At 61.9% G+C, this 25,602-nt stretch carries 26 protein-coding genes and 1 tRNA gene; 20 read left to right on the forward strand and 7 right to left on the reverse strand.

Annotation, left to right across the window (positions count from 1 at the left end):
• Nucleotides 1–77 precede the first annotated feature (77 nt).
• Together FYB76_RS00800 and FYB76_RS00805 are read left to right on the forward strand one after the other, a co-directional pair.
• A complete protein-coding gene (locus FYB76_RS00800; RefSeq protein ID WP_050468372.1) occupies nt 78–461 on the forward strand; it encodes a RidA family protein in 384 nt (127 codons plus the stop codon).
• Nucleotides 462–690: 229 nt separating this feature from the next.
• Complete coding sequence (locus FYB76_RS00805; protein WP_088754171.1) at nt 691–2,043, forward strand: GntP family permease; 1,353 nt, start codon at nt 691–693, stop codon at nt 2,041–2,043.
• A gap of 104 nt (nt 2,044–2,147) precedes the next feature.
• Here FYB76_RS00805 and FYB76_RS00810 read toward each other — a convergent pair whose 3' ends face one another.
• Nucleotides 2,148–2,672, reverse strand: coding sequence for a hypothetical protein (locus tag FYB76_RS00810; protein ID WP_154132370.1), 525 nt, complete (start codon nt 2,670–2,672; stop codon nt 2,148–2,150).
• Nucleotides 2,673–2,889: 217 nt separating this feature from the next.
• On the opposite strand from FYB76_RS00810, the gene rpsO reads away from it, so the two are divergent.
• From rpsO to FYB76_RS00825, 3 genes are all read left to right on the forward strand, one after another.
• Complete coding sequence (rpsO, locus tag FYB76_RS00815; RefSeq protein WP_006712917.1) at nt 2,890–3,159, forward strand: 30S ribosomal protein S15; 270 nt, start codon at nt 2,890–2,892, stop codon at nt 3,157–3,159.
• A gap of 336 nt (nt 3,160–3,495) precedes the next feature.
• Nucleotides 3,496–5,631: a polyribonucleotide nucleotidyltransferase gene (gene pnp / locus FYB76_RS00820; RefSeq protein ID WP_220405528.1), complete on the forward strand. Its 2,136-nt coding sequence runs from the start codon at nt 3,496–3,498 to the stop codon at nt 5,629–5,631.
• A gap of 318 nt (nt 5,632–5,949) precedes the next feature.
• Nucleotides 5,950–7,242 carry an NAD(P)/FAD-dependent oxidoreductase gene (locus FYB76_RS00825; RefSeq protein ID WP_088754174.1) on the forward strand — a complete coding sequence of 431 codons (1,293 nt, stop codon included), beginning with the start codon at nt 5,950–5,952 and terminating at the stop codon, nt 7,240–7,242.
• Between the two features lie 80 nt (nt 7,243–7,322).
• Here the strand turns inward: FYB76_RS00825 and FYB76_RS00830 are convergent, their stop codons facing one another.
• The 6 genes from FYB76_RS00830 to pxpB all read right to left on the reverse strand — a co-directional run bounded on the left by FYB76_RS00830 (nt 7,323) and on the right by pxpB (nt 12,804).
• Entirely contained in the window at nt 7,323–8,327 is a 1,005-nt protein-coding gene (locus FYB76_RS00830; RefSeq protein ID WP_154132371.1) for a DUF2891 domain-containing protein, read from the reverse strand.
• 73 nt (nt 8,328–8,400) lie between these two features.
• Entirely contained in the window at nt 8,401–9,387 is a 987-nt protein-coding gene (locus FYB76_RS00835; RefSeq protein WP_154132372.1) for a DUF979 domain-containing protein, read from the reverse strand.
• Nucleotides 9,384–10,109, reverse strand: a complete 726-nt coding sequence (locus FYB76_RS00840; RefSeq protein WP_013233768.1) for a DUF969 domain-containing protein — start codon at nt 10,107–10,109, stop codon at nt 9,384–9,386. Before FYB76_RS00840 ends, FYB76_RS00835 begins: the two co-directional genes overlap by 4 nt.
• A gap of 260 nt (nt 10,110–10,369) precedes the next feature.
• Nucleotides 10,370–11,110 carry a 5-oxoprolinase subunit PxpA gene (pxpA, locus tag FYB76_RS00845; protein ID WP_154132373.1) on the reverse strand — a complete coding sequence of 247 codons (741 nt, stop codon included), beginning with the start codon at nt 11,108–11,110 and terminating at the stop codon, nt 10,370–10,372.
• A gap of 9 nt (nt 11,111–11,119) precedes the next feature.
• Entirely contained in the window at nt 11,120–12,154 is a 1,035-nt protein-coding gene (locus FYB76_RS00850; RefSeq protein ID WP_154132374.1) for a biotin-dependent carboxyltransferase family protein, read from the reverse strand.
• Nucleotides 12,151–12,804 carry a 5-oxoprolinase subunit PxpB gene (gene pxpB, locus FYB76_RS00855; RefSeq protein WP_154132375.1) on the reverse strand — a complete coding sequence of 218 codons (654 nt, stop codon included), beginning with the start codon at nt 12,802–12,804 and terminating at the stop codon, nt 12,151–12,153. Before pxpB ends, FYB76_RS00850 begins: the two co-directional genes overlap by 4 nt.
• Nucleotides 12,805–13,000: 196 nt before the next feature.
• Between pxpB and FYB76_RS00860 the strand changes: the two genes are divergently transcribed.
• The 15 genes from FYB76_RS00860 (at nt 13,001) to FYB76_RS00930 (ending at nt 25,598) form a co-directional block, all read left to right on the forward strand.
• Nucleotides 13,001–13,573: a winged helix DNA-binding protein gene (locus tag FYB76_RS00860; RefSeq protein WP_229296840.1), complete on the forward strand. Its 573-nt coding sequence runs from the start codon at nt 13,001–13,003 to the stop codon at nt 13,571–13,573.
• A 37-nt stretch (nt 13,574–13,610) separates the two neighbouring features.
• The gene (locus FYB76_RS00865) at nt 13,611–14,588 is read left to right on the forward strand and encodes an NAD(P)H-quinone oxidoreductase (protein ID WP_154132376.1); all 978 of its coding nucleotides are present in this window, start codon (nt 13,611–13,613) and stop codon (nt 14,586–14,588) included.
• 111 nt (nt 14,589–14,699) lie between these two features.
• Complete coding sequence (gene tpiA, locus FYB76_RS00870; protein ID WP_154132377.1) at nt 14,700–15,449, forward strand: triose-phosphate isomerase; 750 nt, start codon at nt 14,700–14,702, stop codon at nt 15,447–15,449.
• A gap of 88 nt (nt 15,450–15,537) precedes the next feature.
• Nucleotides 15,538–15,912 carry a preprotein translocase subunit SecG gene (secG, locus tag FYB76_RS00875; protein ID WP_088754182.1) on the forward strand — a complete coding sequence of 125 codons (375 nt, stop codon included), beginning with the start codon at nt 15,538–15,540 and terminating at the stop codon, nt 15,910–15,912.
• Nucleotides 15,913–16,021: 109 nt separating this feature from the next.
• Nucleotides 16,022–16,106: transfer RNA gene (locus FYB76_RS00880), tRNA-Leu, on the forward strand.
• Between the two features lie 119 nt (nt 16,107–16,225).
• Nucleotides 16,226–16,585 carry an NADH-quinone oxidoreductase subunit A gene (locus FYB76_RS00885; protein WP_006712939.1) on the forward strand — a complete coding sequence of 120 codons (360 nt, stop codon included), beginning with the start codon at nt 16,226–16,228 and terminating at the stop codon, nt 16,583–16,585.
• Nucleotides 16,586–16,588: 3 nt separating this feature from the next.
• Complete coding sequence (locus FYB76_RS00890) at nt 16,589–17,065, forward strand: NADH-quinone oxidoreductase subunit B family protein (protein ID WP_006712940.1); 477 nt, start codon at nt 16,589–16,591, stop codon at nt 17,063–17,065.
• A 9-nt stretch (nt 17,066–17,074) separates the two neighbouring features.
• A complete protein-coding gene (locus tag FYB76_RS00895; protein ID WP_088754183.1) occupies nt 17,075–17,671 on the forward strand; it encodes an NADH-quinone oxidoreductase subunit C in 597 nt (198 codons plus the stop codon).
• Nucleotides 17,671–18,924 carry an NADH-quinone oxidoreductase subunit D gene (locus tag FYB76_RS00900; protein WP_088754184.1) on the forward strand — a complete coding sequence of 418 codons (1,254 nt, stop codon included), beginning with the start codon at nt 17,671–17,673 and terminating at the stop codon, nt 18,922–18,924. The genes FYB76_RS00895 and FYB76_RS00900 overlap by 1 nt, the downstream gene beginning before the upstream one ends.
• 89 nt (nt 18,925–19,013) lie before the next feature.
• Nucleotides 19,014–19,505, forward strand: coding sequence for an NADH-quinone oxidoreductase subunit NuoE (gene nuoE, locus FYB76_RS00905; protein ID WP_006712943.1), 492 nt, complete (start codon nt 19,014–19,016; stop codon nt 19,503–19,505).
• Nucleotides 19,502–20,797: an NADH-quinone oxidoreductase subunit NuoF gene (gene nuoF, locus FYB76_RS00910; RefSeq protein WP_008327658.1), complete on the forward strand. Its 1,296-nt coding sequence runs from the start codon at nt 19,502–19,504 to the stop codon at nt 20,795–20,797. The genes nuoE and nuoF overlap by 4 nt, the downstream gene beginning before the upstream one ends.
• A gap of 83 nt (nt 20,798–20,880) precedes the next feature.
• Entirely contained in the window at nt 20,881–23,208 is a 2,328-nt protein-coding gene (gene nuoG, locus FYB76_RS00915) for an NADH-quinone oxidoreductase subunit NuoG (RefSeq protein ID WP_154132378.1), read from the forward strand.
• A gap of 2 nt (nt 23,209–23,210) precedes the next feature.
• Nucleotides 23,211–24,281 (forward strand): NADH-quinone oxidoreductase subunit NuoH, encoded by a 1,071-nt coding sequence (nuoH, locus tag FYB76_RS00920; protein ID WP_088754186.1) that lies wholly within the window; start codon nt 23,211–23,213, stop codon nt 24,279–24,281.
• A 21-nt stretch (nt 24,282–24,302) separates the two neighbouring features.
• Nucleotides 24,303–24,791, forward strand: coding sequence for an NADH-quinone oxidoreductase subunit NuoI (gene nuoI, locus FYB76_RS00925; RefSeq protein WP_008327661.1), 489 nt, complete (start codon nt 24,303–24,305; stop codon nt 24,789–24,791).
• A gap of 144 nt (nt 24,792–24,935) precedes the next feature.
• Complete coding sequence (locus tag FYB76_RS00930) at nt 24,936–25,598, forward strand: NADH-quinone oxidoreductase subunit J (RefSeq protein ID WP_154132379.1); 663 nt, start codon at nt 24,936–24,938, stop codon at nt 25,596–25,598.
• Nucleotides 25,599–25,602 lie beyond the last annotated feature (4 nt).

Here is a 25,602-nt window from a genome sequence, read left to right on the forward strand (position 1 = left end):
TTTTTAGATTCTTTTTTTCAGATTCATTTTTTCAGATTCGCGTCTGAGTTCAATCCGAGTTCAATAAAGGAGCAGCAATGAGCATTCAACGATTTGGTGTGGAAGGTGGCAGCGGCACAGGTGGCCAGCATCTGCCGTTCGCACGCGCAGTGGCCGCCGATGGCTGGCTGTACGTCTCGGGCCAGGTGGCCATGGAGAACGGCGAAGTGATCGACGGCGGCATCGTGGCGCAGTCGCACAAGGCCATCCAGAACGTGCTGGCCATCCTGAAGGAAGCCGGCTACGGCCCCGAGCACGTGGTGCGCTGTGGCGTGTGGCTCGATGATCCGCGCGACTTCCAGTCCTTCAACAAGGTCTTCAAGGAATACTTCGGCGCCAATCCGCCGGCACGTGCCTGCGTGGTCTCCAGCATGGTGGTGGACTGCAAGGTCGAGGTGGATTGCGTGGCCTTCAAGCGCTGATGCCGCCAGGGCAGGGCGGCGCCTGGCCGCCTTGTCCCCCGAAACCAGGACAAGCAGGGCAAGCAGGGCAAGAAGAACAAGAACAACAAACGCCATAAAAGATTTAAAAGATATAAAAGATTTAAAGCTTTTGAAGATTTGAAAGCTTTGCAGGTTTCGCAGTTCATGTTTGCCGGCAGGGGTGCCGTATCGCCGGCGGTGTCTTTTACCTTCTGAAGAGGAGCAACAGATGGAGGCTGTACAAGGAAGTGCGCTACTGGTCTATGCACTGGTAGCGGTGATCGCGTTGATCGTGCTGATCGCCAAATTCAAGATGAACCCGTTCATCGTGCTGATCGTGGTATCGCTGGTGCTGGGCCTGGCCGTGGGCATGCCCATGGGCAATATCGTCAAGGCCTTCGAGACCGGTGTAGGCAATGCGCTGGGCCACATCGCGCTGGTGGTGGGCCTGGGAACCATGCTGGGCAAGATGATGGCCGAGTCGGGCGGTGCCGAGCGTATCGCCAACACCATGATCAAGGCCTTCGGTGAAAAGAACGTGCACTGGGCCATGATGACGGTGGCCTTCATCGTCGGCTTGCCGGTGTTCTTCGAAGTCGGTTTCGTGCTGCTGGTGCCGATCGCCTTCAACGTCGCCAAGCGTACCGGGACCAACATGGTGCTGGTGGGCATTCCCATGGTGGCCGGCCTGTCGGTGGTGCACGGCCTCATCCCGCCGCACCCGGCAGCCCTGCTGGCAGTGACCGCGTATAGTGCCGATATCGGCCGCACCATCCTGTATGCGCTGATCGTCGGTATTCCCACGGCCATCATCGCCGGTCCGATCTTCGGCAAGTTGATCTCCAAGGTGGTGATCCCCAATCCGGACAATCCGCTGATTTCGCAATTCGTCGATGACAGCAAGAAGGACCGCGAACTGCCGGGCTTCGGCATCACGCTCTTCACCATCCTCTTGCCGGTGGCGCTGATGTTGATTGGCAGCTGGGCGGACCTGTTCTTCGCGCCCAAGACCTTCGCCAATGATTTCCTGCGCCTGATCGGCAACTCCGTGATCGCGCTGCTGATCGCCACTCTGGTGAGCTTCTGGACCTTCGGCCGCGCCCGTGGCTTCGGCGCCGACCAGATCCTGAAATTCACCAACGAGTGCCTGGCACCCATCGCGGGTATCACGCTGGTGGTTGGTGCGGGTGCGGGCTTTGGCCGCATCCTGATGGATGGTGGCGTCTCCAAGGCCATCGTCGGCATCGCTACCGATGCGCACCTGTCGCCGCTGATCCTGGGCTGGTTCGTGGCGGCGCTCATCCGCGTGGCGACCGGTTCGGCCACCGTGGCCATGACCACCGCCTGCGGTATCGTGGCCCCCATCGTCTCCACCGTCGGTGGCGTGCGTCCCGAGCTGATGGTGCTGGCCACCGGTGCCGGTTCGCTGATCCTGTCGCACGTCAATGACGGCGGCTTCTGGCTGGTCAAGGAATACTTCAACATGACCGTGCCGCAAACCTTCAAGACCTGGACCGTCATGGAAACCCTGGTCTCGGTGCTGGCCCTGCTGTTCACGCTGGCGCTGGCGACGGTGGTGTAAGCGCGCTGCAGTTCTTGCGTTCAAAAGAAAAGGCTGCCCGGAGTGATCCGGGCAGCTTTTCTTCTTTGTTCATCGTGCAGGTGCAGGGCGGGGGATGTGCGTGCTCAGTTGCGGAAGCGCGAATCATCGAAACGCGGATCAGGACCGTTCTCGATCTTCTCCACGATGCCCTGGTCGTTGAAATACACGGTCATCTGCGAATTCCATACGCCGCTTTCCTTGAAGCCATAGTTCCACGCCTCGAAGGGGATGCGGGCATAGCGCGTCACTTCAGTCGGGCGGCCGACCCGGCGCAGCACGTCGAGCTTGGTGTCCTGCTTGGCGCGGATGGCGTGGAAATTCTGCAAGGTCCAGGCTTGCTCGTAGGAAATCAGGCGATGATCGGGGCCGATGCGGGCCATGTACTGGTATTGGCCGAAAGCACCGGCAGCGTATTCAAAGACGCGGCCGTTGCCATCCGGATACACATTGGTGGGCGCACCGAGGCGGGCCACGACCTGTTCTTCGGGCTCGCCCGGCTGCACCGGCGGTTGCAGCAGCGAGGCGCATCCGGACAGGGCAGCGGCGGCCAGCAGGGCGGCCACCAGCTTGGGGCGGGCGCGTTGCATAAGGGAAACGGGGGAAGGCATGTCGACTCCTGGGTAAGTTGTCATTCCGGCTGGCTGTGGCAGGGACGCAGCGTCATCGGCAGCAATCGTGCGGCTATGCTTGCCAAAGTTGGTCGGAATGGTTTTTTGCTATATAATTTCGCGTCCGGTCGGTTTGACCGGATTCTCATTTTTTGTTCACGGTATGCAGGGCAGGGATTTCCGACGCTCCGCACACCGCTTGTGAAAGGTAAAAGCAATGTCCATCGAAAAAGCAGCCAAGGCTGCCATTATCTCCGAAAACGCCCGCGGCACGAACGACACCGGTTCTCCGGAAGTGCAAGTCGCGCTGCTGACCGCGCGCATCAACGACCTGAACGGCCACTTCAAGGCCCACGTCAAGGATCACCACTCCCGCCGTGGCCTGATCAAGATGGTCAACCGTCGCAAGAGCCTGCTGTCCTACCTGAAGAACAAGGACGCTGACCGTTACCGCGCCCTGATCGAGAAACTCGGTCTGCGCAAGTAATTTGACTCCGCGTCTGGGTCCCGGGGTTTGCGCCCCGGACCACCACGAAATGCCTGCGTCACTCGTTGACGCGGGCATTTTGTTTTTTGCGATTCCGCAAGCTCAGGCATAAGCCGGGGCAAGCACCCTCGCAAAACGCCCTCCCTCGGGGCAGGAATGCATCATCGTTTCATCGCGGCAGGCTGTTTGTGTGATCAATGCCGCGTTCGTCGTGAGTGACCGGTTTCGCCGGCCACTGTGGTGAGGTGAACGACAGCGCCTGAAAATCTGTCGGCAAAAGGAAGCCGTGCACCGCGGACACAGTCGGGGCCGGCTCCATAAAAGAAAGGAAATACCGTGTTCAATAAAGTAACCAAGACCTTCCAGTACGGTCAGCATCAAGTGACCCTGGAAACCGGCGAAATCGCTCGCCAGGCTTCTGGCGCCGTGGTGGTGTCGGTGGAAGACACCGTCATCCTGGCCACCGTGGTGGCCCGCAAGGAAGCCAAGCCCGGCCAGGACTTCTTCCCCCTGACGGTCGACTACATCGAGAAGACCTATGCAGCCGGCCGCATCCCCGGCGGTTTCTTCAAGCGTGAAGGCAAGCCTTCCGAAAAGGAAACCCTGACCTCGCGCCTGATCGATCGTCCGATCCGCCCGCTGTTCCCGGAAGGCTACCTCAACGAAGTGCAGGTGATCATCCACGTGCTGTCGGTGAACCCTGAAATCGATCCGGACATCCCCGCCATGATCGGTGCCTCGGCAGCCCTGTCGCTGGCCGGCATCCCCTTCAATGGCCCGGTGGGCGCAGCCCGCGTGGGTTACATCGACGGCCAGTACGTCCTGAACCCGACCACCTCGCAGCTGAAGTCCTCGCAGCTGGACCTGGTGGTGGCCGGTACCGAAACCGCCGTGCTGATGGTGGAATCCGAAGCCGACCAGCTGTCCGAAGAAGTCATGCTGGGTGCCGTCGTGTTCGGTCACGACCAGTCCAAGGCCGTCATTGAAGCCATCCACGCCCTGGTGCGTGAAGGCGGCAAGCCGGAAGTCCAGTGGACCGCCCCGGCCAAGAACGAAGCCCTGATCGCACGCGTCTCGCAACTGGCCGAAGGCCCGCTGCGCGAAGCCTACCAGACCAAGGACAAGCAAGCCCGTACCGAAAAGCTCAAGGCCGTGACCGCCCAGGTCAACGAAGCCCTGGTCGCTGAAGCCGCTGCCAACAACGGCGTGGCTGCCGATGCTGCCGAAGTCGGTTCCATCCTCTTCGACCTGGAAGCCAAGATCGTGCGTTCGCAGATCCTGGAAGGCGAACCCCGCATCGACGGCCGCGACACCCGCACCGTGCGTCCGATCTCGATCCGTACCGGCGTGCTGCCGCGTACCCACGGTTCGGCCCTGTTCACCCGTGGCGAAACGCAAGCCCTGGTCATCGCGACCCTGGGTACCGCACGCGACGAACAGAAGATCGACGGCCTGCTGGGTGAATACTCCGACCGCTTCATGCTCCACTACAACATGCCTCCGTTCGCCACCGGCGAAACCGGTCGCGTGGGCACCCCGAAGCGCCGCGAAATCGGCCACGGCCGCCTGGCCAAGCGCGCGCTGATCGCCGCGCTGCCGGCTGCTGACGAGTTCAGCTACTCGGTGCGCCTGGTCTCGGAAATCACTGAGTCCAACGGTTCCTCCTCGATGGCGTCGGTGTGCGGCGGCTGCCTGGCACTGATGGACGCCGGTGTGCCGATGAAGGCCCACGTGGCCGGCATCGCCATGGGCCTGATCAAGGAAGGCAACAAGTTTGCCGTCCTGACCGACATCCTCGGCGATGAAGATCACCTGGGCGACATGGACTTCAAGGTGGCCGGTACTGCCAACGGCATTACCGCCCTGCAGATGGACATCAAGATCCAGGGCATCACCAAGGAAATCATGCAGGTCGCGCTGGAGCAGGCCAAGGAAGGCCGCCACCACATCCTGGGCAAGATGCAGGAAGCCGTGCCGGCCGGCCGTGCCGAGCTGTCCGACTTCGCACCGCGCCTGATCACCATCAAGATCAACCCGGAAAAGATCCGTGACGTGATCGGCAAGGGCGGCGCCGTCATTCGCGCGCTGACCGAAGAAACCGGCACCCAGATCGACATCAGCGACGAAGGCGTGGTCACCATCGCCTCCGTGGATGCGTCGGCTGGACAGGAAGCCAAGCGCCGCATCGAAGAGCTGACCGCTTCCGTGGAAGTGGGCAAGATCTACGAAGGCACCGTCCTGAAGCTGCTGGACTTCGGCGCCATCGTCCAGGTCCTGCCGGGCAAGGATGGTCTGCTGCACATCAGCCAGATCGCCAACGAGCGTGTCAACGCCGTGGCCGACTACCTCAAGGAAGGCCAGCAAGTGCGCGTCAAGGTTCTGGAAACCGATGACCGCGGCCGCCTGAAGCTGTCGATGAAGGCTGCCCAGGCTGAAGAAGGCGACGCTGCCGCTCCGCAAGAAGCGCAGTAATCCCTTCTGCCTGCACAGGCAACAAGGAAATCCCCCGTGCCGCAAGGCCGGGGGATTTTTTTTGGCGTGCGCAACAGGATACGGACAATCTGCCCAAGTGATTTCGAACCAAAAGTGTGCGATTCTGTCCGTCTGCTTTGAGGGACATCAAGGTTCCGGTATGCCGCGCTCATCAGGGGGAAGGCGTGGCACTGCCAGCAGGCAGACCTGCAGAGATGCAGTTCCGAATAGAGAGTAGGGGACAGCTGTGCAGCCAGGTCAGATTCTCATGACCGGCTTGCGCGGACAGAACAACACGTTACTTTTGAAAGGAAGGCAATGCCCCACGTCATCATCATCGGTTGCGGCTTCGGCGGTCTGGCCGCAGCGCGTGAACTGGCCCACGCCGATGTGCGCATCACCATGATCGATCGCAGCAACCATCACCTGTTCCAGCCCTTGCTGTACCAGGTGGCCACGGCCGGGCTGTCGGCCCCGGCCATCAGTGCGCCGATCCGCGCCATCCTGGCGCAGCAGCGCAACCTCACCACGCTGATGGCGGCGGTGACCGGGATCGATACCGCCGGCAAATCGGTCACGCTGGAAGACGGCAGCGTGCTGGCCTATGACTACCTCATCGTGGCGGCAGGCTCCACGCACAGCTACTTCGGTCACGATGAATGGAGCACGCTGGCACCGGGCTTGAAGACGCTGGAAGATGCCTTCGAAATCCGCAAGCGCATCCTGATGGCCTTTGAGCATGCCGAGCGCGAGACCGACGCGCGCCGCCGCCAGGAATGGCTGACCTTCACCGTCATCGGCGGCGGCGCCACGGGCGTGGAGATGGCGGGTACGCTGGTGGAAATCGCGCGCCATACGCTCTCGGGCGAATTCCGCAACATCGATCCGCATTCGGCCCGCGTGGTGCTGGTGGAAGGTTCGGAGCGCGTGCTCGGCGCTTATCCTGCGGACCTCTCGGAGAAAGCCCGCGAGCAGCTGCACAAGCTCGGGGTGGATGTGCGCACCGGTTGCCGTGTGGTGCATATCGACGAGACCTGCGTGCGCTACGCCAATTTCGATGGCGAGCAGAGCCTGGCCACGCGTACCGTGATCTGGTCGGCAGGTGTAGCGGCCTCGCCGCTGGGCAAGAAACTGGGTGTACCGGTGGACCGTGCTGGTCGTGTACCGGTCACGCCGCAGCTCTGTATCGGTGGCCACGACGAAGTGTTTGTGATCGGTGACCTGGCCGCCGCACAGTCGGAGGGCAAGCCGGTGCCGGGCGTGTCACCGGCGGCCAAGCAGATGGGCCGCGTGGCCGCGCGCAACATCAAGCATCACATTGCCGGGCAGCCGGCCGAGAGCTTCGTCTACAAGGACTACGGATCGCTGGCCACCATCGGTCGCCGGGCTGCCATTGCGATGGTCGGCAAGCTCAAGTTCTCGGGGTATCCGGCCTGGCTGTTCTGGCTGTTCGTGCACGTGTATTTCCTGATCGGCTTCCGCAACCGCATCATGGTGATGGCCGATTGGGCCTGGGCGTATTTCACCTTCAAGCGCAGTGCGCGCGTGATCTCGGCGACCATGCCGACCCAGCCTGGGCAGCAGGCCTTGCGCAAGGAAGTGGCTGAGTAGATTCAGCCTGCGTTCCAGCAAAAAGCCCTCGCTTCCGTCATCGGGAGCGAGGGCTTTTTCGCAGGAGCACGGGGTGTGGATCAGTCTTCCAGCGCCAGCATGGCAAAGCTGGCCAACCAGTGGCCACCGCTGTAGTGGCTGCCCACCACCTGGTCGATGGAGGCCGCGATGTGACGCTGGATCGACGCTTCGATGGCACTGCGCGCAGCGTGGTGGGCGGGCAGGTGGCGCAGCACGTTTTTCATGCACCAGGCGCGCGAGAGGTTCAGGCCGTCCAGGTGCGCGATCTTGGGATCGGTCGGGTCGGAGACGTGGGCCGGCTGCATGATCTGTTCGACTTCCGACACGCGCGGCAGATACCGATCGAACCAGGTCGCGAACTCCTGCGCCGGGAGAACTTTGCTCATCAGCAGGGCTTCGGTCAGTGCGCCGGAGATGTATTCGTCACCGCCGGGTTCGTAGTGGGCTGGGTAGTCGGTGTCCTTGCCGTAGTAGCGTTGTGCACTGGCCAGGATCACCTGCTCCAGTTCGCCATCCTTGATGTGGCGGGCCTGGTCCAGTGACAGCGCCAGGGCAAAGGCGGTGTTGTAATGCGTGCCGACACGGATCGGATAGCTCAGCTTGGACAGGTAGTCCAGCAGGCGGCGGCGGATCTCCAGCGTCAGCGGCTGCATCGCGGCACGCCATGCGGCGGCGCGCGGCAGTGTGGATTGCGCCAGTTCCTGGTCCAGCGCAAGGATCCAGCCGAAACCGTAGGGACGTTCGAATGAGGCGCGGCCACCGACACGGAAATAGTCGGTCTCGCGTTCCATCAATTCCGGCGTGAAGTGCTCATCGAAGATGGCCTCGATATCGCTGCGTGCGGGCAGTTGAGGATAGCGCTGCACGCAGCGCAGCAGCAGCCAGAAGCCATGCACGGCCGAATGCCAGTCGTAGCAGCCGTAGAAGACCGGATGCAGCGCGCGCGGCGAGAGCACGTCTTCGGGGCCGTTGAGCACGTGCATGATGTGGTTGGGATATTCCTGGCGCAGGTAGGCCAGCGGCATGCGGGCAAATTGTTCGGCCCGGTCGAGAGTGAGTTGCATGGGGACTCCTTGAAGCAAGTGGGGCGACCCGGCCGCAACAGCGCATGCGGCCAGGTCCGGCCATCCGTTCAGGTCAGCGGAAGGCGAGGAAGTACATCAGGAACACGTTCACGGTCAGCAGCGTCAGTGCGGTGGGGATCTGCACCTTGATGACCTGGTACTTGTTCTTCAGTTCCAGCAGCGCGGCCGGCACGATGTTGTAGTTCGCGGCCATGGGCGTCATCAGCGTGCCGCAATAGCCCGAGTACATGCCGATGGCCACCAGCGGTGCCGGATCGGCGTGATGCCCCAGGATCAGGAAGGGCAGCGCGATGCCCGCGCTCATCACCGGGAAGGCGGCGAACGCATTGCCCATCACCATCGTGAACAGCGCCATGCCCACGCAGTAGATCACCACCACCAGGAAGCGATTGTCCGGATTGACGAACAGGCTCACCACCTGCTGCACCGAGGTGCCGGTCTTGGCAGCCACGAAGACGCCGCCGAGCATGGCCAGCATCAGCGGCAGGATCGCGGCCCAGCCGATGGAGTCCACCAGGCGGCGCGACTGGCGCACTGCCTGCAGCGGCGAGCCACGGGTAAGCACGCAACCGGCGATGAGCGCGCACACGCAGGCTACGCACAGGGCGGCCAGGGTCAGCTGCTTCTGGTCCAGCAGCATCAGGCCGCCGACCGAGACACCCTTGAGCAGTACGGTACAGGCCACCGTGATGACCGGGATCAGCACCGCCGGGAAGAACAGCCAGTTGCCCAGTCGCTTGGAGGAGGTCACGCGCTCTTCATGCGTGGAGGTTGCGTAGCTGCCCATGGAGAGCAGGCCGGTGCCGGCGATGAGCGAGATGATGATGACGGTGCCGCCAATGATGCGGTGAGCCATGGACTTGCCCAGGTTTTCCACCAGCAGGTCGCCGAACAGGAACACGGCGCCGAACAGGAACCAGAACAGGGCCGTCGTGAAACGCTTGGGGTTGCCCTTGTCGCGCAGGGTCATCACGGTCAGCATCATGACGATGATGCCGATGAGGTAGTAGATGCGGTTGATCGAGATGAGCGTATTCATGCGGACACCTTGGCAGCGGATTGGGTAGCTTTCCACGCATCGACGTCGCGGCGGATGGAGGCGTCGAGGCGGGTCAGGCGGAACATGTGGATCACCAGCGCCGACAGGGCCGTGGGGATGGCCCACAGGCCGATGTGCAGCGGCTCGATGTTGGTGATGCCGTTCTCCTTCAGGAAGGCATCCATCAGCAGCACCGCGCCGAAGGCGATGAAGATGTCCTCGCCGAAGAACACGGCGATGTTGTCGCAGGCGGCGGCATGGGCCTTGATCTTGTCGCGGATGTGTTGCGGCAGGTCTTCGCCATAGGCGTTGACCGCTGCGCCTTCAGCCATCGGTGCCAGCAGCGGGCGCACCGTCTGCGCCTGGCCGCCGAGATAGATCAGGCCGAGTGCGGCCGTGCCTTCGCGCAGGATGAAGTAGAGCATCAGGATGCGCGCCGAGGTGGCGCTGGCGATGCTGGAGATCCACGCCTGGGCGCGTTCCTTGAGGCCATAATGTTCCAACAGGCCGATGATCGGCAGGATCAGCAGGAAGGTCGCCAGCGAACGGCTGTTGACGAACTTCTCGCCGAAGGTCTCCAGCAGCATGCCGAAGTCCATGCCGACCGACAGGCCGGTGGTGAGGCCCGCGACCGTGACTACCAGCAGCGGGTTGAAACGCAAGGCAAAACCGGCCACGACGATCGGTATCCCGATCAGCGGCAACAGTGTCGTACTCTCCATGAAAAACTCCCTATGTGAATGAGGAAAAATCCTGCCACCATGGTGCAAGGTCCGTGCCAGCGATGTCGCGCAAAGCCGCGCCCAGACTGGATTTGCGTGAATTTGCAAAGAGCAGGGGCGTGACTTTTCCTGCGACCTCGCGGGCCTCAGGCTGGCGGCTTTTCTTGTTGTTTTCGGAAACGAACTACAGCTTGCGGCACCCCGTGTTCAAGTGCAGGTGCCTACTTTCCTGCGTCTTGCGAGGACGCTGGAAAAATCCTTCATACCGTCGCGCGCACGGCAATCTGCTCGGCGTGCAGGCGTGCCCGAATCTGGCGCGCGAAATCCAGTGCGTGCGCGCCATCTCCGTGCAGGCACACGGTCTGTGCATTGACTTCGACCAGGCTGCCGTCGATGGCCTTGACCTTCTTTTGCTTGACCAGCATCAGGGTCTGGGCGATGGCCTCGGCATCGTTCTCGATCATGGCACCGGGCTTGCTGCGTGCGACCAGGCTGCCATCGGCTTCATAGGCGCGATCGGCAAACACTTCTTCGACCGCATTGAGGTCGGCATGGCGGGCGGCGGCGATCAGTTCGCTGCCGGCCAGGCCATACAGGCTCAGTTCGGGATTGAAGGTGCGGATGGCGGCGCAGATCGCATTGGCCAGCACGGCATCCTTGGCGGCCTGGTTGTAGAGCGCACCGTGCGGCTTGACGTGGGTCATGCGGCCGCCTTCGGCGCGCACGATGGCGTCGAGCGCGCCGAGTTGATAAAGCATGCCGCTGACGATGTCCTCGGGCGGCAATTGCATGGCGCTGCGGCCGAAGTTTTCACGGTCGGGGAAGCTGGGGTGGGCGCCGATGGCCACGTGATTCTGGATCGCCCAGCGCACGCTGCGCCGCATGGTGCTGGCGTCGCCTGCATGCCAGCCGCAGGCGATGTTGGCGGAGCTGACCAGGGTCAGCAGTTGTTCGTCGGTGTCGCAGCCTTCGCCGAGGTCGGCATTGAGATCGATATGCATGGCGTTCCCTTATTTCTTGTAGAGCGTGGCGCGCGACCAGTCCAGGGCGGCGACCGTGGCGCGGATGGAATCGAGATAGCGCTGCTGTTCTTCGGCGGCGGCCAGGGCATCGGCCAGCTCGCAGGGTTCCAGCCGCAGGGTGGCATTCAGCGGGGCTTGTGCCAGCTTCCACAGGTCGGCACCGATGATCACGCCGATCTTCGGATAGCCGCCGGTGGTCTGGGCATCGCCCATCAGGATGATGGGCTGGCCCGAGGGCGGCACCTGGATCACGCCCGGCACCACGCCATGCGAGAGCATGTCGCGGCCTTGCTTGCGCTTGAGTTCCGGACCTTCGAGGCGATAGCCCATGCGGTTGCTGTTGGGTGTGACGCGCCAGGTGTCGGACCACAGCGCTTCACGCGAGGTCTTGCTGAACTGATCGAATTCGGGGCCGGGCAGCACGCGCAGGGTGACGTGCTGGCTGTGTTCATCGGCACGCAGGGCCAGGCCGCTCCAGCGCGGGGAACGCACGCCGAAGGCCGGACCATGGACCGCGGCAGAGGCGGCGCTGGCGTCGCCGATGGGGAGCTTGTCGCCACGCTTGAGGGCACGCCCCTGGTGGCCGCCGAAGCCGGCTTTCAGGTCCGTGCTGCGTGAACCCAGCACTACCGGCACATCGATACCACCGGCCACAGCGAGGTAGGTCCGCATGCTATGGCGAGGCGCCTGCTCGGGGGAGTCGGCGGTCGCCAGGCTCAGCTTGAGCACGCTGCCGGCGCGCACCGGAATGCTCCAGCAGGCGGCGATGGGTTTGCCATCGAGGGTGGCCCCGATATCGTCGCCACCGAGGGCGATGCGGGTGTCGCGGGTGAAGCGCAGTTCGGCCACGCCCATGGTGATTTCAAGTCCGGCCGCATCGACCGGATTGCCGACCAGCAGGTTGGCGCTGGCCAGCGCCAGCGTATTGAGGGCGCCGCCGGGATGGATGCCCAGGCTGCGATGGCCGCTGCGGCCCATGTCCTGCACCGAGGCCAGCATGCCGGGTTGGATGATGTCGATCATGAGGCCACGCGCTCCACGGTAAAGCGTACACGGTCGCCGGGACGCAGCAGCGTCGGCGGTTGCTGGGAAGGATCGAACAGTTGCAGGGCGGTGCGGCCGATGAGTTGCCAGCCGCCGGGGGAGGCCATCGGATAGATGCCGGTCTGCTCGCCGCCGATGCCTACCGACCCGGCCGGGATGCTCACCCGCGGCGTGGTGTGGCGCGGCGTGGCCAGGCTGGCGTCAAGCCCGCCCATGTAGGCGAAGCCGGGCAGGAAGCCGAGGAAATACACCACGTATTCGGCGCTGCTGTGGCGTTCGATCACTTCCCTGGTCGACAGGCCGGTGTGACGGGCCACGTTGTCCAGGTCCGGACCGGCGCTGCCGCCATAGACCACCGGGATCTCGACCATGCGGCCTTCGCTGGCCGTGCTGCCGAGCTTGGGCCAGCTCTTCAGGACGCGCTGCGACAGGGTGTCCAGATCGATGATGGGGCGCTTGGTGATCAGGGTCAGGTTGTTCATGCCGGGCACGACTTCGCTGACTTCTTCCCATTCACTGGCCAGCGTGGCCAGCGCCCAGATGCGTTGCTGCTGGGGCAGGGTGGCGGGGGGCTGCAAACTGCAGAGCAGTGCGCGGTCGCCCAAAGGGTGGAGCTGGGGTGGCTGCATGTGTCTCTCGCCTCGGCTGAGATTTTTGTTGAGAACCCGGCCGTGCCGCTGCCGGGGTCAAGGTGCGTCTGGTGATGCCCTGCTTTTTTGCGGATATTACATTTCAAAGAAAATATAAACAATATGTCGATAAATTATTTATTTAATCTTTGCGCTATAGTGTTGCCATTCTGTCGTCCTGAGCCCCACGCTTCCCATGAGCCAAGAGAACAACGAGACGTCCAAGCCCGTCCAGACTGAATTGCCCGGTGCCGACCCGGCACCGCGCCCGACCAAGATCGTGTCGTCGCAGCACCTGGTTTCCGAGCGCAGTGCCGAGCTCTCCGAGCTGGAATATGCCCTCATCATGGCCAGCAATGCCTTCAACCGCTGGATGGTGCGCTGCATGGCCGCCGCCGGTGCGAAGGACATGACGGCCATCGAGGTCTCCCTGCTGCATCACGTCAATCATCGGGACCGCAAGAAAAAACTGGCCGATATCTGTTTCGTATTGAACGTCGAGGACACCCACGTGGTCACCTATGCCTTGAAGAAGCTGGTCAAGGCCGGCTACGTCAAGAGCGAGAAGGCCGGCAAGGAATTGCTGTTCTCGACCACCCCGGCCGGGCAGGCGCTGTGCATGAAGTACCGCGAAGTGCGCGAGCGCTGCCTCATCGAGGTACAGGCCGAGAGCGGCATTCCCAACCAGGCCATCGGCGAGGCGGCCCAGCTGCTGCGCAATGCTTCCGGGCTGTATGACACGGCGGCGCGGGCGGCGGCTTCGCTCTGAGACCCATCACACCCCATTGAATTGAAGGATAGGACACATGCGCGCAATCGAGATCAAGCAATTTGGCGGCCCCGAGGTATTGCAGGCCTGTGAGCGGCCCGTGCCGGAGTTGAAGGCAGGTGAAGTGCTCATCAAGGTGCATGCGGCGGGCGTGAACCGTCCGGACGTATTCCAGCGCACCGGCAACTATCCGGTGCCGCCTGGGGCTTCCGACCTGCCGGGCCTGGAAGTGGCCGGTGAGATCGTGGCCGGCGACCTGGGCGACAGCGGGTTCAAGCTGGGCGACCTGGTCTGTGCGCTGGTGCAGGGCGGCGGCTATGCCGAGTTCTGTGCGGCGCCGCTGGCCCAGTGTCTGCCGGTGCCCAAGGGCTTGAGCGCGCTGGAGGCGGCGGCCCTGCCGGAAAATTACTTCACTGTGTGGAGCAACGTCTTCGACCGTGGCCAATTGTCAGGTGAAGAAACCTTGCTGGTGCAGGGCGGCTCTTCCGGCATCGGCGTGACGGCCATCCAGATCGCCCGTGCGCTGGGGCATCGCGTGTTTGCCACGGCCGGCAGTGCCGACAAGTGCCGCGCATGTGAAGAATTGGGTGCGGAACGTGCCATCAATTACAAAACCGAGGATTTCGAGGCGGTGGTCAAGGAATTGACTGGCGGCAAGGGTGTGGACGTGATCCTGGACATGGTCGGCGGCGACTACCTGCCGCGCGAGATCAAGTCCCTGGCCGATGATGGCCGCCTGGTCTTCATCGCCCAGCTGGGTGGATCCAAGGGCGAACTGGACATGGGGCAAGTCATGCGCCGCCGCCTGACCATCTCCGGCTCGACCCTGCGTCCGCGCCCCGTGGCCTTCAAGGCGGCGATTGCGGCCAAGCTGCGCCAGCACGTGTGGCCGCTGATCGAGGCCGGCAAGATCAAGCCGGTGATCCATCATCGTTTCCCGCTGGAGCAGGCAGCCCAGGCCCATGCCATGATGGAATCGAGCGCCCACATCGGCAAGATCATGCTGGAACTGTGAGCGGGGGAGGGTGGGACGCACGGCCGCGACAGTCCGGCTTTGCGCCAAGCGCCCGTACCGGCTACAATACGAGGTTATCCAAATTGACACCCATCTCGTAGAAATCAGCCTATGCGTCGCAAACTCGTAGCCGGTAACTGGAAAATGAATGGCAGCCTGGCTGCCAATGCAGCCCTGGTGGCTGGAATCAAGGAAAGCCTGCCGGCTGATGTGTGCGATGTGGCCGTCTGTGTGCCGGCGCCTTACCTGGCGCAGGTGCAGGGTGCGGTGGCCGGTTCGGCCGTGGCACTGGGTGCGCAGGACATGTCCGCGCACGCTGCCGGTGCCTACACCGGCGAGGTGTCTGCAGCGATGCTGCAGGAATTCGGTGTGCAATATGTCATCCTGGGTCACTCCGAGCGTCGCGCCTATCACGGCGAGACCGACGCAGCGGTGGCGGCCAAGACGGTGGCGGCATTGAAGGCTGGCCTGGCGCCGGTGGTCTGCGTGGGTGAAACGCTGGAGCAGCGCGAAGCCGATCAGACCAATGAAATCGTGGGCGGCCAGCTCGACGTCGTTCTGGCAGTGCTGAGCGTGGAAGAGGCGGCCCGCATCGTGGTGGCCTACGAACCGGTCTGGGCAATTGGTACTGGCAAGACCGCCACGCCGGAAATGGCCCAGGAAGTGCATGCGATGCTGCGTGCGCGTCTCGGTGCCAAGAGTGCGGCAGCGGCGGCCAAGGTACGTATCCTGTACGGCGGCAGCATGAAGCCGGACAATGCCGAGCAGCTGCTGGCCATGGCTGACATCGATGGCGGTCTCATCGGCGGTGCGGCATTGAAGGCGGCGGATTTCCTGGCCATCATCAAGGCAGCGGCCTGAAGTAGAGTAAGGGGTTTGTCAGTTGCGGAAGCGATACTTTGACGCAGATGCAGCAGGCGATTGAAACATCAAGAGTGGACTTGTTTAAATGAATACTTTGTTTTTGGTTGTGGTTGTAGTTCAGGTGCTGGCAGCGCTGGCGATCATCGGTCTGGTGTTGCTGCAGCACGGCAAGGGTGCTGACATGGGCGCTGCCTTCGGCTCCGGCGCGTCGGGCAGCCTCTTCGGTGCGACCGGCTCGTCGAACTTCCTGTCGAAGTCGACGGCCGTGGCCGCCGGCATTTTCTTCGTGGCCACCCTGGGCCTGACCTTCATCGGCAATCACCACACTGCGCAAAGCGGCAGCGTGATGGATAATCTGCAGGTGCCGGCCGCCCCTGCCCAGCAGGCCGCGCCCGCCGCACCGGCTGCGCCGACCGACGCTGCAAAGCCGGGCGACCAGTCGAATCAGATTCCGAAATAAGCCTTTGCGGATTCTGGAATAATCGAAGAATAAAGTAGGAAGAATCTTTCTTTTTTGCTGATTGTGCATTGAACAAGAGTAACAAATGAAGGTACAATAGCTGCTTCAAGCCGACGTGGTGAAATTGGTAGACACGCTATCTTGAGGGGGTAGTGGCGAAAGCTGTACGAGTTCGAGTCTCGTCGTCGGCACCATAGAAATGAAATGAAAAGCCAGCGAAGGTCCTAGTGCCTGAGCTGGCTTTTTGTCGAGGAAGTTTCTGATTGATATTGAGAATCATTCCCATCGATAAACCAACGCATAGCGGCCAATCGTGAACCTCGAAAATTACTTCCCAGTCCTCCTGTTTATTCTTGTCGGCATCGGTGTCGGTGTCGCTCCCCAGCTCCTCGGTCGTCTTCTTGGTCCGCACAAGCCGGACGCTCAAAAAACTTCTCCTTACGAATGCGGTTTCGAAGCATTCGAAGATGCGCGCATGAAGTTCGATGTGCGCTACTACCTGATCGCCATCCTGTTCATCCTGTTTGACCTGGAAACCGCCTTCTTCTTCCCTTGGGGCGTGTCCATGCGTGAGCTGGGCTGGCAAGGTTTCGTCACGATGATGGTCTTCATCGCTGAATTTGTTGTCGGATTTTGGTACATCTGGAAAAAGGGTGCCCTGGATTGGGAGTAAGCCATGTCTATTGAAGGCGTATTGAATGAGGGGTTTGTTACCACCTCGCTGGATAAGGTAATCAACTGGACCCGTACCGGATCCCTGTGGCCCATGACCTTCGGTCTGGCGTGCTGCGCGGTTGAAATGATGCACGTCGGTGCGTCGCGTTACGACCTGGACCGCTTCGGTGCGGTGTTCCGTCCGTCGCCGCGCCAGTCCGACCTGATGATCGTGGCCGGCACCCTGTGCAACAAGATGGCGCCGGCGCTGCGCAAGGTTTACGACCAGATGCCGGAGCCGCGCTGGGTCATCTCCATGGGCTCCTGTGCCAACGGCGGTGGCTATTACCACTATTCGTACTCGGTGGTGCGTGGCTGCGACCGCATCGTGCCGGTCGACGTGTATGTCCCGGGTTGCCCGCCGACGGCTGAGGCGCTGCTGTATGGCGTGATCCAGCTGCAGAACAAGATCAAGCGCACCAACACCATCGCGCGCTAAGAGGGCAGTATGACGACAAAATTGGAAACTCTCGAAGCCGCCCTGCGTAATGCGCTTGGAGGGTATCTTCAGAACCTGACCGTGGCCCTCGGTGAAGTCACCGTGGTGGTCAAGGCCGCTGACTACCTGTCGGCCATGCGCGTGCTGCGCGACCATGCCGACACCCGTTTCGAACAACTGATCGACCTGTGCGGCGTGGATTACTCGACCTATGGCGATGGTGCCTGGGACGGTCCGCGCTTTGCCGTGGTGTCGCACCTGATGTCGATCTCGCACAACTGGCGTGTGCGTGTGCGCGTGTTTGCGCCGGATGATGATCTGCCCATCGTGGCCTCGGTCGATCCGATCTGGAATTCGGCTGGCTGGTATGAACGTGAAGCGTTTGACTTCTACGGCATCCTCTTCGACGGTCACCCCGACCTGCGCCGCATCCTGACCGACTATGGCTTCATTGGCCACCCGTTCCGCAAGGACTTCCCGGTGTCCGGCTATGTCGAAATGCGTTACGACGCCGAACAGAAACGCGTCATCTATCAACCCGTAACGATCGAGCCGCGCGAAATCACCCCGCGCATCATTCGTGAAGAAAACTACGGGATCAAATAATGGCAGAGATCAAAAACTATACGCTGAACTTCGGTCCCCAGCACCCGGCCGCGCACGGCGTGCTGCGCCTGGTGCTGGAGCTGGACGGTGAAGTCATCCAGCGTGCCGACCCGCACATCGGCCTGCTGCACCGTGGCACCGAAAAACTGGCCGAGCAAAAGACCTTCCTGCAATCCGTGCCTTACATGGATCGCCTGGACTACGTCTCGATGATGAGCAACGAGCACGGTTACGTGCTGGCCATCGAGCGCCTGCTGGGCATCGAAGTGCCGCTGCGCGCGCAGTACATCCGCGTGATGTTCGACGAAATCACCCGCCTGCTGAACCACCTGATGTGGATCGGCGCACACGCGCTGGACGTGGGTGCGATGGGCGTGCTGCTGTATGCCTTCCGTGAGCGCGAAGACCTGTTCGACTGCTACGAAGCCGTCTCCGGCGCCCGCATGCACGCGGCCTACTATCGGCCGGGTGGCGTCTACCGCGACCTGCCGGACAGCATGCCGCAGTACAAGGCTTCCATCGTGCGCAACGAGAAGGCCATCCGCGAACTGAACGAAAACCGTCAGGGCTCGCTGCTGGACTTCATCGAAGACTTCACCAATCGTTTCCCGACCTATGTCGACGAATACGAAACCCTGCTGACCGACAACCGTATCTGGAAGCAGCGCCTGGTCGGCGTGGGCGTGGTCTCGCCGGAACGTGCATTGCAGATGGGCTTCACCGGTCCGATGCTGCGTGGCTCGGGCATCGCCTGGGACTTGCGCAAGAAGCAGCCTTACGAAGTGTATGACCTGCTGGACTTCGACATCCCCATCGGCAAGAACGGTGACTGCTACGACCGTTACCTGGTGCGCGTGGCCGAAATGCGCCAGTCCAACCGCATCATCAAGCAATGTGTGGAGTGGCTGCGCAACAATCCGGGTCCGGTCATTACCGACAACCACAAGATCGCGCCTCCCAAACGTGCGGACATGAAGTCCAACATGGAAGACCTGATCCACCACTTCAAGCTGTTCACCGAAGGCTTCCGCGTGCCTGCCGGCGAGGCGTATGCTGCCGTCGAGCATCCGAAGGGCGAATTCGGTATCTACCTGGTCTCCGACGGTGCCAACAAGCCGTACCGCCTGAAGATCCGTGCCCCGGGCTTTGCCCACCTGCAAGCCCTGAACGAAATGGCCAAGGGTCACATGATTGCCGATGCGGTCACCATCATTGGTACGCAAGACATCGTGTTCGGGGAAATCGACCGATAAGTCGAAAAGCAAGAGTCAAGGCGGGCTTCTTCAGGAAGCCCGTCAGGTTTGGGGAATATCCAATAACCGCGCAGTAATGATGCGCATGGATGGCCAACGATATGCTGTTAAGTCAAGAAGCCCTTAAGAAAATCGATCGCGAACTCGCGAAATACCCGGCGGACCAGCGCCAGTCTGCGGTCATGTCCGCGCTGCGCATCGCCCAGGTGGAGCATGGCTGGCTGCCGGCCGAGCTGCAGCAGGAAATTGCCGACTACATCGGCATGCCCGCCGTGGCCGTGCAGGAAGTCGCGACCTTCTACAACATGTTCAACACCAGCCCTGTGGGCAAGCACAAGATCACCGTGTGCACCAACCTGCCGTGTCTGCTGTCGGGTGGCGAGCGCGCTGCCCATCACCTGAAGCACAAGCTGGGCATCGATTATCGCGAAACCACGGCCGACGGCCAGTTCACGCTGATGGAAGGCGAATGCATGGGCGCTTGCGGCGACGCTCCGGTCATGCTGGTCAACAACCATCAAATGTGCAGCTGGATGTCCAACGAAAAGATCGACGCGCTGCTGGAGGAACTGAAGAAATGACCTGCCTGCACGACCGCCACATCAAACCGCTGATCCTCGCCGACCTGAATGGCGAGAACTGGCATCTCGAGGATTACGTCAAGCGCGGCGGCTACGATTCGCTCAAGCGCATCCTCAACGAGAAGATCACTCCGGAACAAGTCATCGCCGACCTCAAGGCCTCGGGCCTGCGTGGCCGCGGTGGTGCGGGTTTCCCGACCGGCCTGAAGTGGAGCTTCATGCCGCGCCAGTTCCCTGGCCAGAAATACCTCGTCTGCAATACAGATGAAGGTGAGCCGGGCACTTTCAAGGACCGTGACATCATTCGTTACAATCCGCACGCGCTGATCGAAGGCATGATCATCGGCGGCTATGCCATGGGCATCACGGTCGGCTACAACTACATCCACGGTGAAATCTTCGCCGAGTACGAGCGTTTCGAAGAAGCCCTGGAAGAAGCCCGTGCGGCCGGCTTCCTGGGTGACAACATCCTCGGCACCGGTTTCAGCTTCCAGCTGCATGCGCACCACGGTTACGGCGCCTACATCTGCGGCGAAGAAACCGCGCTGCTGGAGTCGCTGGAAGGCAAGAAGGGCCAGCCGCGCTTCAAGCCGCCGTTCCCGGCCAGCTTCGGCCTGTACGGCAAGCCGACCACCATCAACAACACCGAGACCTTCGCGGCCGTGCCCTTCATCTTCAAGGTGGGCCCGCAGGCCTACGCCGAGATGGGCAAGCCCAACAACGGCGGCACCAAGATCTTCTCGATCTCGGGTGACGTCGAGCGTCCGGGCAACTACGAGATCCCGCTGGGCACCCCGTTCTCCACCTTGCTGGAACTGGCCGGTGGCATGCGCGGTGGCAAGAAGATCAAGGCCGTCATCCCGGGTGGTTCGTCCGCACCGGTGATCCGTGGCGACGTCATGATGGACACCACCATGGACTACGACGCCATCGCCAAGGCCGGTTCGATGCTGGGTTCGGGCGCGGTGATCGTGATGGACGAGACGCGCTGCATGGTCAAGTCGCTGCTGCGCCTGTCCTACTTCTACTATGAAGAATCCTGCGGCCAGTGCACGCCGTGCCGCGAAGGCACCGGCTGGATGTACCGCATGGTGGAGCGTATCGAAAACGGTCACGGCAAGATGGAAGATCTGGACGTGTTGAACTCGGTGGCCGACAACATCCAGGGCCGCACCATTTGCGCGCTCGGTGATGCTGCGGCGATGCCGGTGCGCGCGTTCGTGAAGAATTTCCGCGAAGAGTTCGAATACCACATCGAGCACAAACACTGCCTGGTTCCGGCTTACATCTGAACAGGGCAGGGGATGCCGGGCGGGATGCGATAAGCCTTCCGCCGGTATCGTTGGCAAAGAATATTTAGCTTGGGCAAACAGCCATGGTTGAAATCGAAATAGACGGCAAGAAGGTTGAAGTGCAAGAAGGCAGCATGGTCATGGACGCTGCCAACAAGATCGGCACGTACATCCCTCACTTCTGCTATCACAAGAAACTGTCCATCGCGGCCAACTGCCGCATGTGCCTGGTCGAGGTCGAAAAGGCCCCGAAGCCGCTGCCTGCCTGCGCCACGCCGGTCAACAACGGCATGATCGTGCGCACCGCCAGCGACAAGGCCGTCAAGGCCCAGAAGGGCGTGATGGAATTCCTCCTGATCAACCACCCGCTGGATTGCCCCATTTGCGACCAGGGCGGTGAGTGCCAGCTGCAGGATCTGGCCGTCGGTTACGGCGGTTCCTCCTCGCGCTACCAGGAAGAAAAGCGTGTCGTGGAGCCCAAGGACGTCGGTCCGCTGATCTCCATGAAGGAAATGAACCGCTGCATCCACTGCACCCGCTGCGTGCGCTTCGGCCAGGAAGTGGCCGGCGTGATGGAACTGGGCATGCTGGGTCGCGGTGAACATTCCGAGATCACCACCTTCGTCGGCAAGACCGTGGACTCCGAACTGTCGGGCAACATGATCGACCTGTGCCCGGTCGGTGCGTTGACCTCCAAGCCGTTCCGCTACAGCGCCCGTACCTGGGAACTGTCGCGCCGCAAGTCGGTGAGCCCGCACGACAGCGTTGGTGCCAACCTGATCGTCCAGGTCAAGAATGGCAAGGTCATGCGCGTGCTGCCCTTCGAAAACGAAGAAGTCAACGAGTGCTGGATCTCCGACAAGGACCGTTTCGCCTACGAAGCGCTGGACAGCGAACAACGCCTGACCAAGCCGATGTTGAAGCAAGACGGCAAGTGGCAGGAAGTGGACTGGCAGACCGCGCTGGAATACGTCGCCCATGGCCTGCGCAACATCCGTCACGAGCACGGTGCTGATTCCATCGCCGCGCTGGCTACCCCGTACTCCACGCTGGAAGAACTGAGCCTGCTGCAGAAGCTGGTGCGCGGTGTCGGTTCGGATAACGTGGACTTCCGCCTGCGCCAATCCGACTTCGGCCTGGATGGCCAGATCAAGCCGTGGCTGGGCATGTCCATCGTCGAATTCTCGCAGCTGAACCGCGTCTTCGTGATCGGTTCCTTCCTGCGCAAGGATCATCCGCTGCTGTCGGCCCGCCTGCGCCAGTCCGCCAAGAGCGGTGCCAAGGTCAGCGTGCTGCATGCTACCGACGACGATCTGCTCATGCCGATCGCCAACAAGATCATCGCCGCTCCCTCGGCATGGCTGTCCGCCCTGGCCGAAGTGGCCGTGGCCGTGGCTGAAGCCAAGGGTGTGGCTGCTCCTGCCGCCTACGCTGGCGTGGTGGCATCGGATGCAGCCAAGGCAACCGCTGCCAGCCTGCTGTCGGGTGAAGGCCGTGGCGTCTTCCTCGGCAACGCCGCCGTCCAGCATCCGCAAGCTGCGCAACTGCATGCCGCCGCACAGTGGATCGCCGAACAGACCGGTGCCAAGCTGGGTGTGCTGACCGATGGTGGCAACGCCGTCGGTGGCTACCTGGCCAACGCCGTGCCGACCCCGGGCAAGGGCGCCAACGCCGCTGCCGCATTCGCACAGCCTCGTAAAGCTTACCTGCTGCTCAACGCCGAGCCGGAACTGGACAGCTACGATCCGCAAGCTGCGCGTGCCGCCCTGAACCAGGCCGAGATGGTCGTGGTGATGTCGGCCTACCAGCACGGTGCCGACTACGCCGACGTACTGTTGCCGATCGCACCCTTCACCGAAACCGCCGGCACCTTCGTCAATGCCGAAGGCCGTGCCCAGAGCTTCAACGGTACCGTCAAGCCGGCCGGCGATGCACGTCCGGGCTGGAAGGTCCTGCGCGTGCTGGGCAACCTGCTGGAACTGGAAAACTTCGATTACGAAACCGCCGAATCCATCCGCGACGAGCTGCTGGGCAAGGAAACCGACCTGTCGGCCCGCCTGAACAACATCGCCAGCGTGCAAGCGCAGGCTGTGCAAGCTGCGGCGGGTGGTGTCGAGCGTGTGGCCGATGTGCCCATCTACTTCGCCGACGCAATCGCACGCCGTTCGCCGCCGCTGCTGGAAACCCGCGACGGCCAGGCACCCAAGGCATGGCTGTCGGCTTCCCTGGCCGCCAAGCTGGGCGTGGTCGAAGGCGACAAGGTCAATGTCAAGCAAGGCTCGGGCAGCGCTGCGCTGACCGCCGCCATCGATAAGAAACTGCCGGAAAACGTGGTGCGCGTGGCTGCTGCGCACGCCTCCACCGCTGCACTGGGCGGCATGTTTGGCGCAATCGTCGTGGAGAAAGCGTAAAAATGGATCACCTGATCGCCCAAATCAACAACGTGGGACCGGCGCTGCTGGGTCCGACCCTGTTCGCGCTGGTGTGGACCCTGGTCAAGATCCTGGTGGTGATGGTGCCGCTGCTGGTGTGCGTGGCCTACATGACGTACTGGGAGCGCAAGCTGATCGGCTGGATGCACGTGCGCCTGGGCCCGAACCGCGTGGGTCCTGCTGGTCTGCTGCAGCCTATTGCTGACGCCGTCAAGCTGATCTTCAAGGAAATCTCGACCCCGTCCAAGGCCAACAAGGCACTGTTCTACCTGGCACCGGTGATGACCATCATGCCGGCCCTCGCCGCCTGGGCAGTGGTGCCGTTCTCGCCGGAACACGTGCTGGCCAACGTCAACGCGGGCCTCTTGTACCTGATGGCCATTACCTCGATGGAAGTCTACGGCATCATCATCGCCGGCTGGGCTTCGAACTCGAAGTACGCCTTCCTGGGTGCAATGCGTGCTTCGGCACAGATGGTGTCCTACGAAATCTCCATGGGCTTCTGCCTGGTGGTGGTGCTGATGGTTTCTGGCAGCCTGAACATGACCGATATCGTCATGGGTCAGACCCAGGGCCACTTCGCTTCCATGGGCCTGAACTTCCTGTCGTGGAACTGGCTGCCGCTGCTGCCGATTTTCGTCATCTACTTCGTCTCCGGCGTGGCTGAAACCAACCGTCACCCGTTCGACGTCGTGGAAGGTGAATCCGAAATCGTCGCCGGTCACATGATCGAATACTCGGGCATGTCCTTCGCCATGTTCTTCCTGGCTGAATACGCCGCGATGATCCTGATCTCGATCCTGACCGCACTGCTGTTCTTCGGCGGCTGGTCGGCTCCGGTGTCCGCGCTGGACTTCATCCCGGGCTGGATCTGGCTGGGCTTGAAGACCTTCTTCTTCCTGTCGCTGTACGTGTGGATCCGCGCATCGTTCCCGCGCTACCGCTATGACCAGATCATGCGTCTGGGCTGGAAAGTGTTCATCCCGCTGACCCTGGTCTGGCTGGTGGTCGTGGCGATCTGGATCCAGTCGCCCTGGAATATCTGGAAATAAGTTGGAAGGCTGAGGCTAAAAATGGAAGCTATTAAGGATTTTTTCGGCAGCCTGATGCTCCGCGAACTGTTCAAGGGCCTGGCCCTGACCGGTCGCTACCTATTCAAGCGCAAGATCACCGTGCAGTTCCCCGAGGAAAAGACGCCGATGTCCCCGCGTTTCCGCGGCCTGCACGCGCTGCGCCGTTATCCCAACGGTGAAGAACGCTGCATCGCTTGCAAGCTGTGTGAAGCGGTCTGCCCGGCGATGGCCATCACCATCGAATCCGAGCAGCGTGAAGACGGTACCCGTCGCACCAGCCGCTACGACATCGACCTGACCAAGTGCATCTTCTGCGGTTTCTGCGAAGAGTCCTGCCCGGTCGACTCGATCGTCGAAACGCACATCCTGGAATACCACGGTGAAAAGCGGGGCGACCTGTACTACACCAAGGAAATGCTGCTGGCAGTGGGCGACCGTTACGAAAACGAAATCGCCGCTGCACGTGCAGCCGACGCCGCCTACCGTTGATCGGTGCTGCCAGGCGGCCCAGCGTAATACGGGGCGGCCGGGCAGGGTGGTGCAGGGCTTGCGGCAACGTGTTGGATGTATTGCGATGGGATGGCCTGCTGTGTGGTCCCCGTGCTGATTGAATGAACCAACTTCTGGTTGATTATGGAATTTAAAACTGTCTTGTTCTACGTGTTCGCGGTGCTGGTGGTAATCGCCGCCGTTCGCGTCATCACGGCCCGCAACCCGGTGCATGCGGCGCTGTTCCTGGTGCTGTCGTTCTTCTCGGCGGCCGGCCTCTGGATGCTGCTCAAGGCCGAGTTCCTGGCCATCGTGCTGGTGCTGGTCTATGTCGGCGCGGTGATGGTGCTGTTCCTGTTCGTGGTGATGATGCTCGATATCAACATGGACAAGCTGCGCGAGGGCTTCTGGGGTTACTTCCCGCTGGCGGCTACCATCGGCGTGATCATCGTGCTGGAAATGGCGGCGGTTCTGCTCAACAGCTTCTGGGTCTATGAATCGCAGGTGCCGGCCGTCTCCGACACGCTGGGCCAGACCAAGCCGCTGGGCAAGCTGATCTTCACCGAATACGTCTACGCCTTTGAAATCGCGGCCGTGATCCTGCTGGTGGCTATCGTCGCCGCCGTGGCCCTGACATTGCGCAAGCGCAAGGACAGCAAGTACTTCGATCCGGCCCAGGCAGTCAAGGTCAAGGCATCGGACCGCGTGCGCCTGGTCAGCATGAAGGCCGAATCCACCCGCAATGCACCCGCAGCCGACGCTGCCGCTGCAGCGGCAGACAAGCCGGCCGCCGGTCAACAATCTTAAGAAG

This window comes from Herbaspirillum sp. CAH-3 (assembly GCF_009668275.1).
GTDB lineage: Bacteria > Pseudomonadota > Gammaproteobacteria > Burkholderiales > Burkholderiaceae_D > Herbaspirillum > Herbaspirillum aquaticum.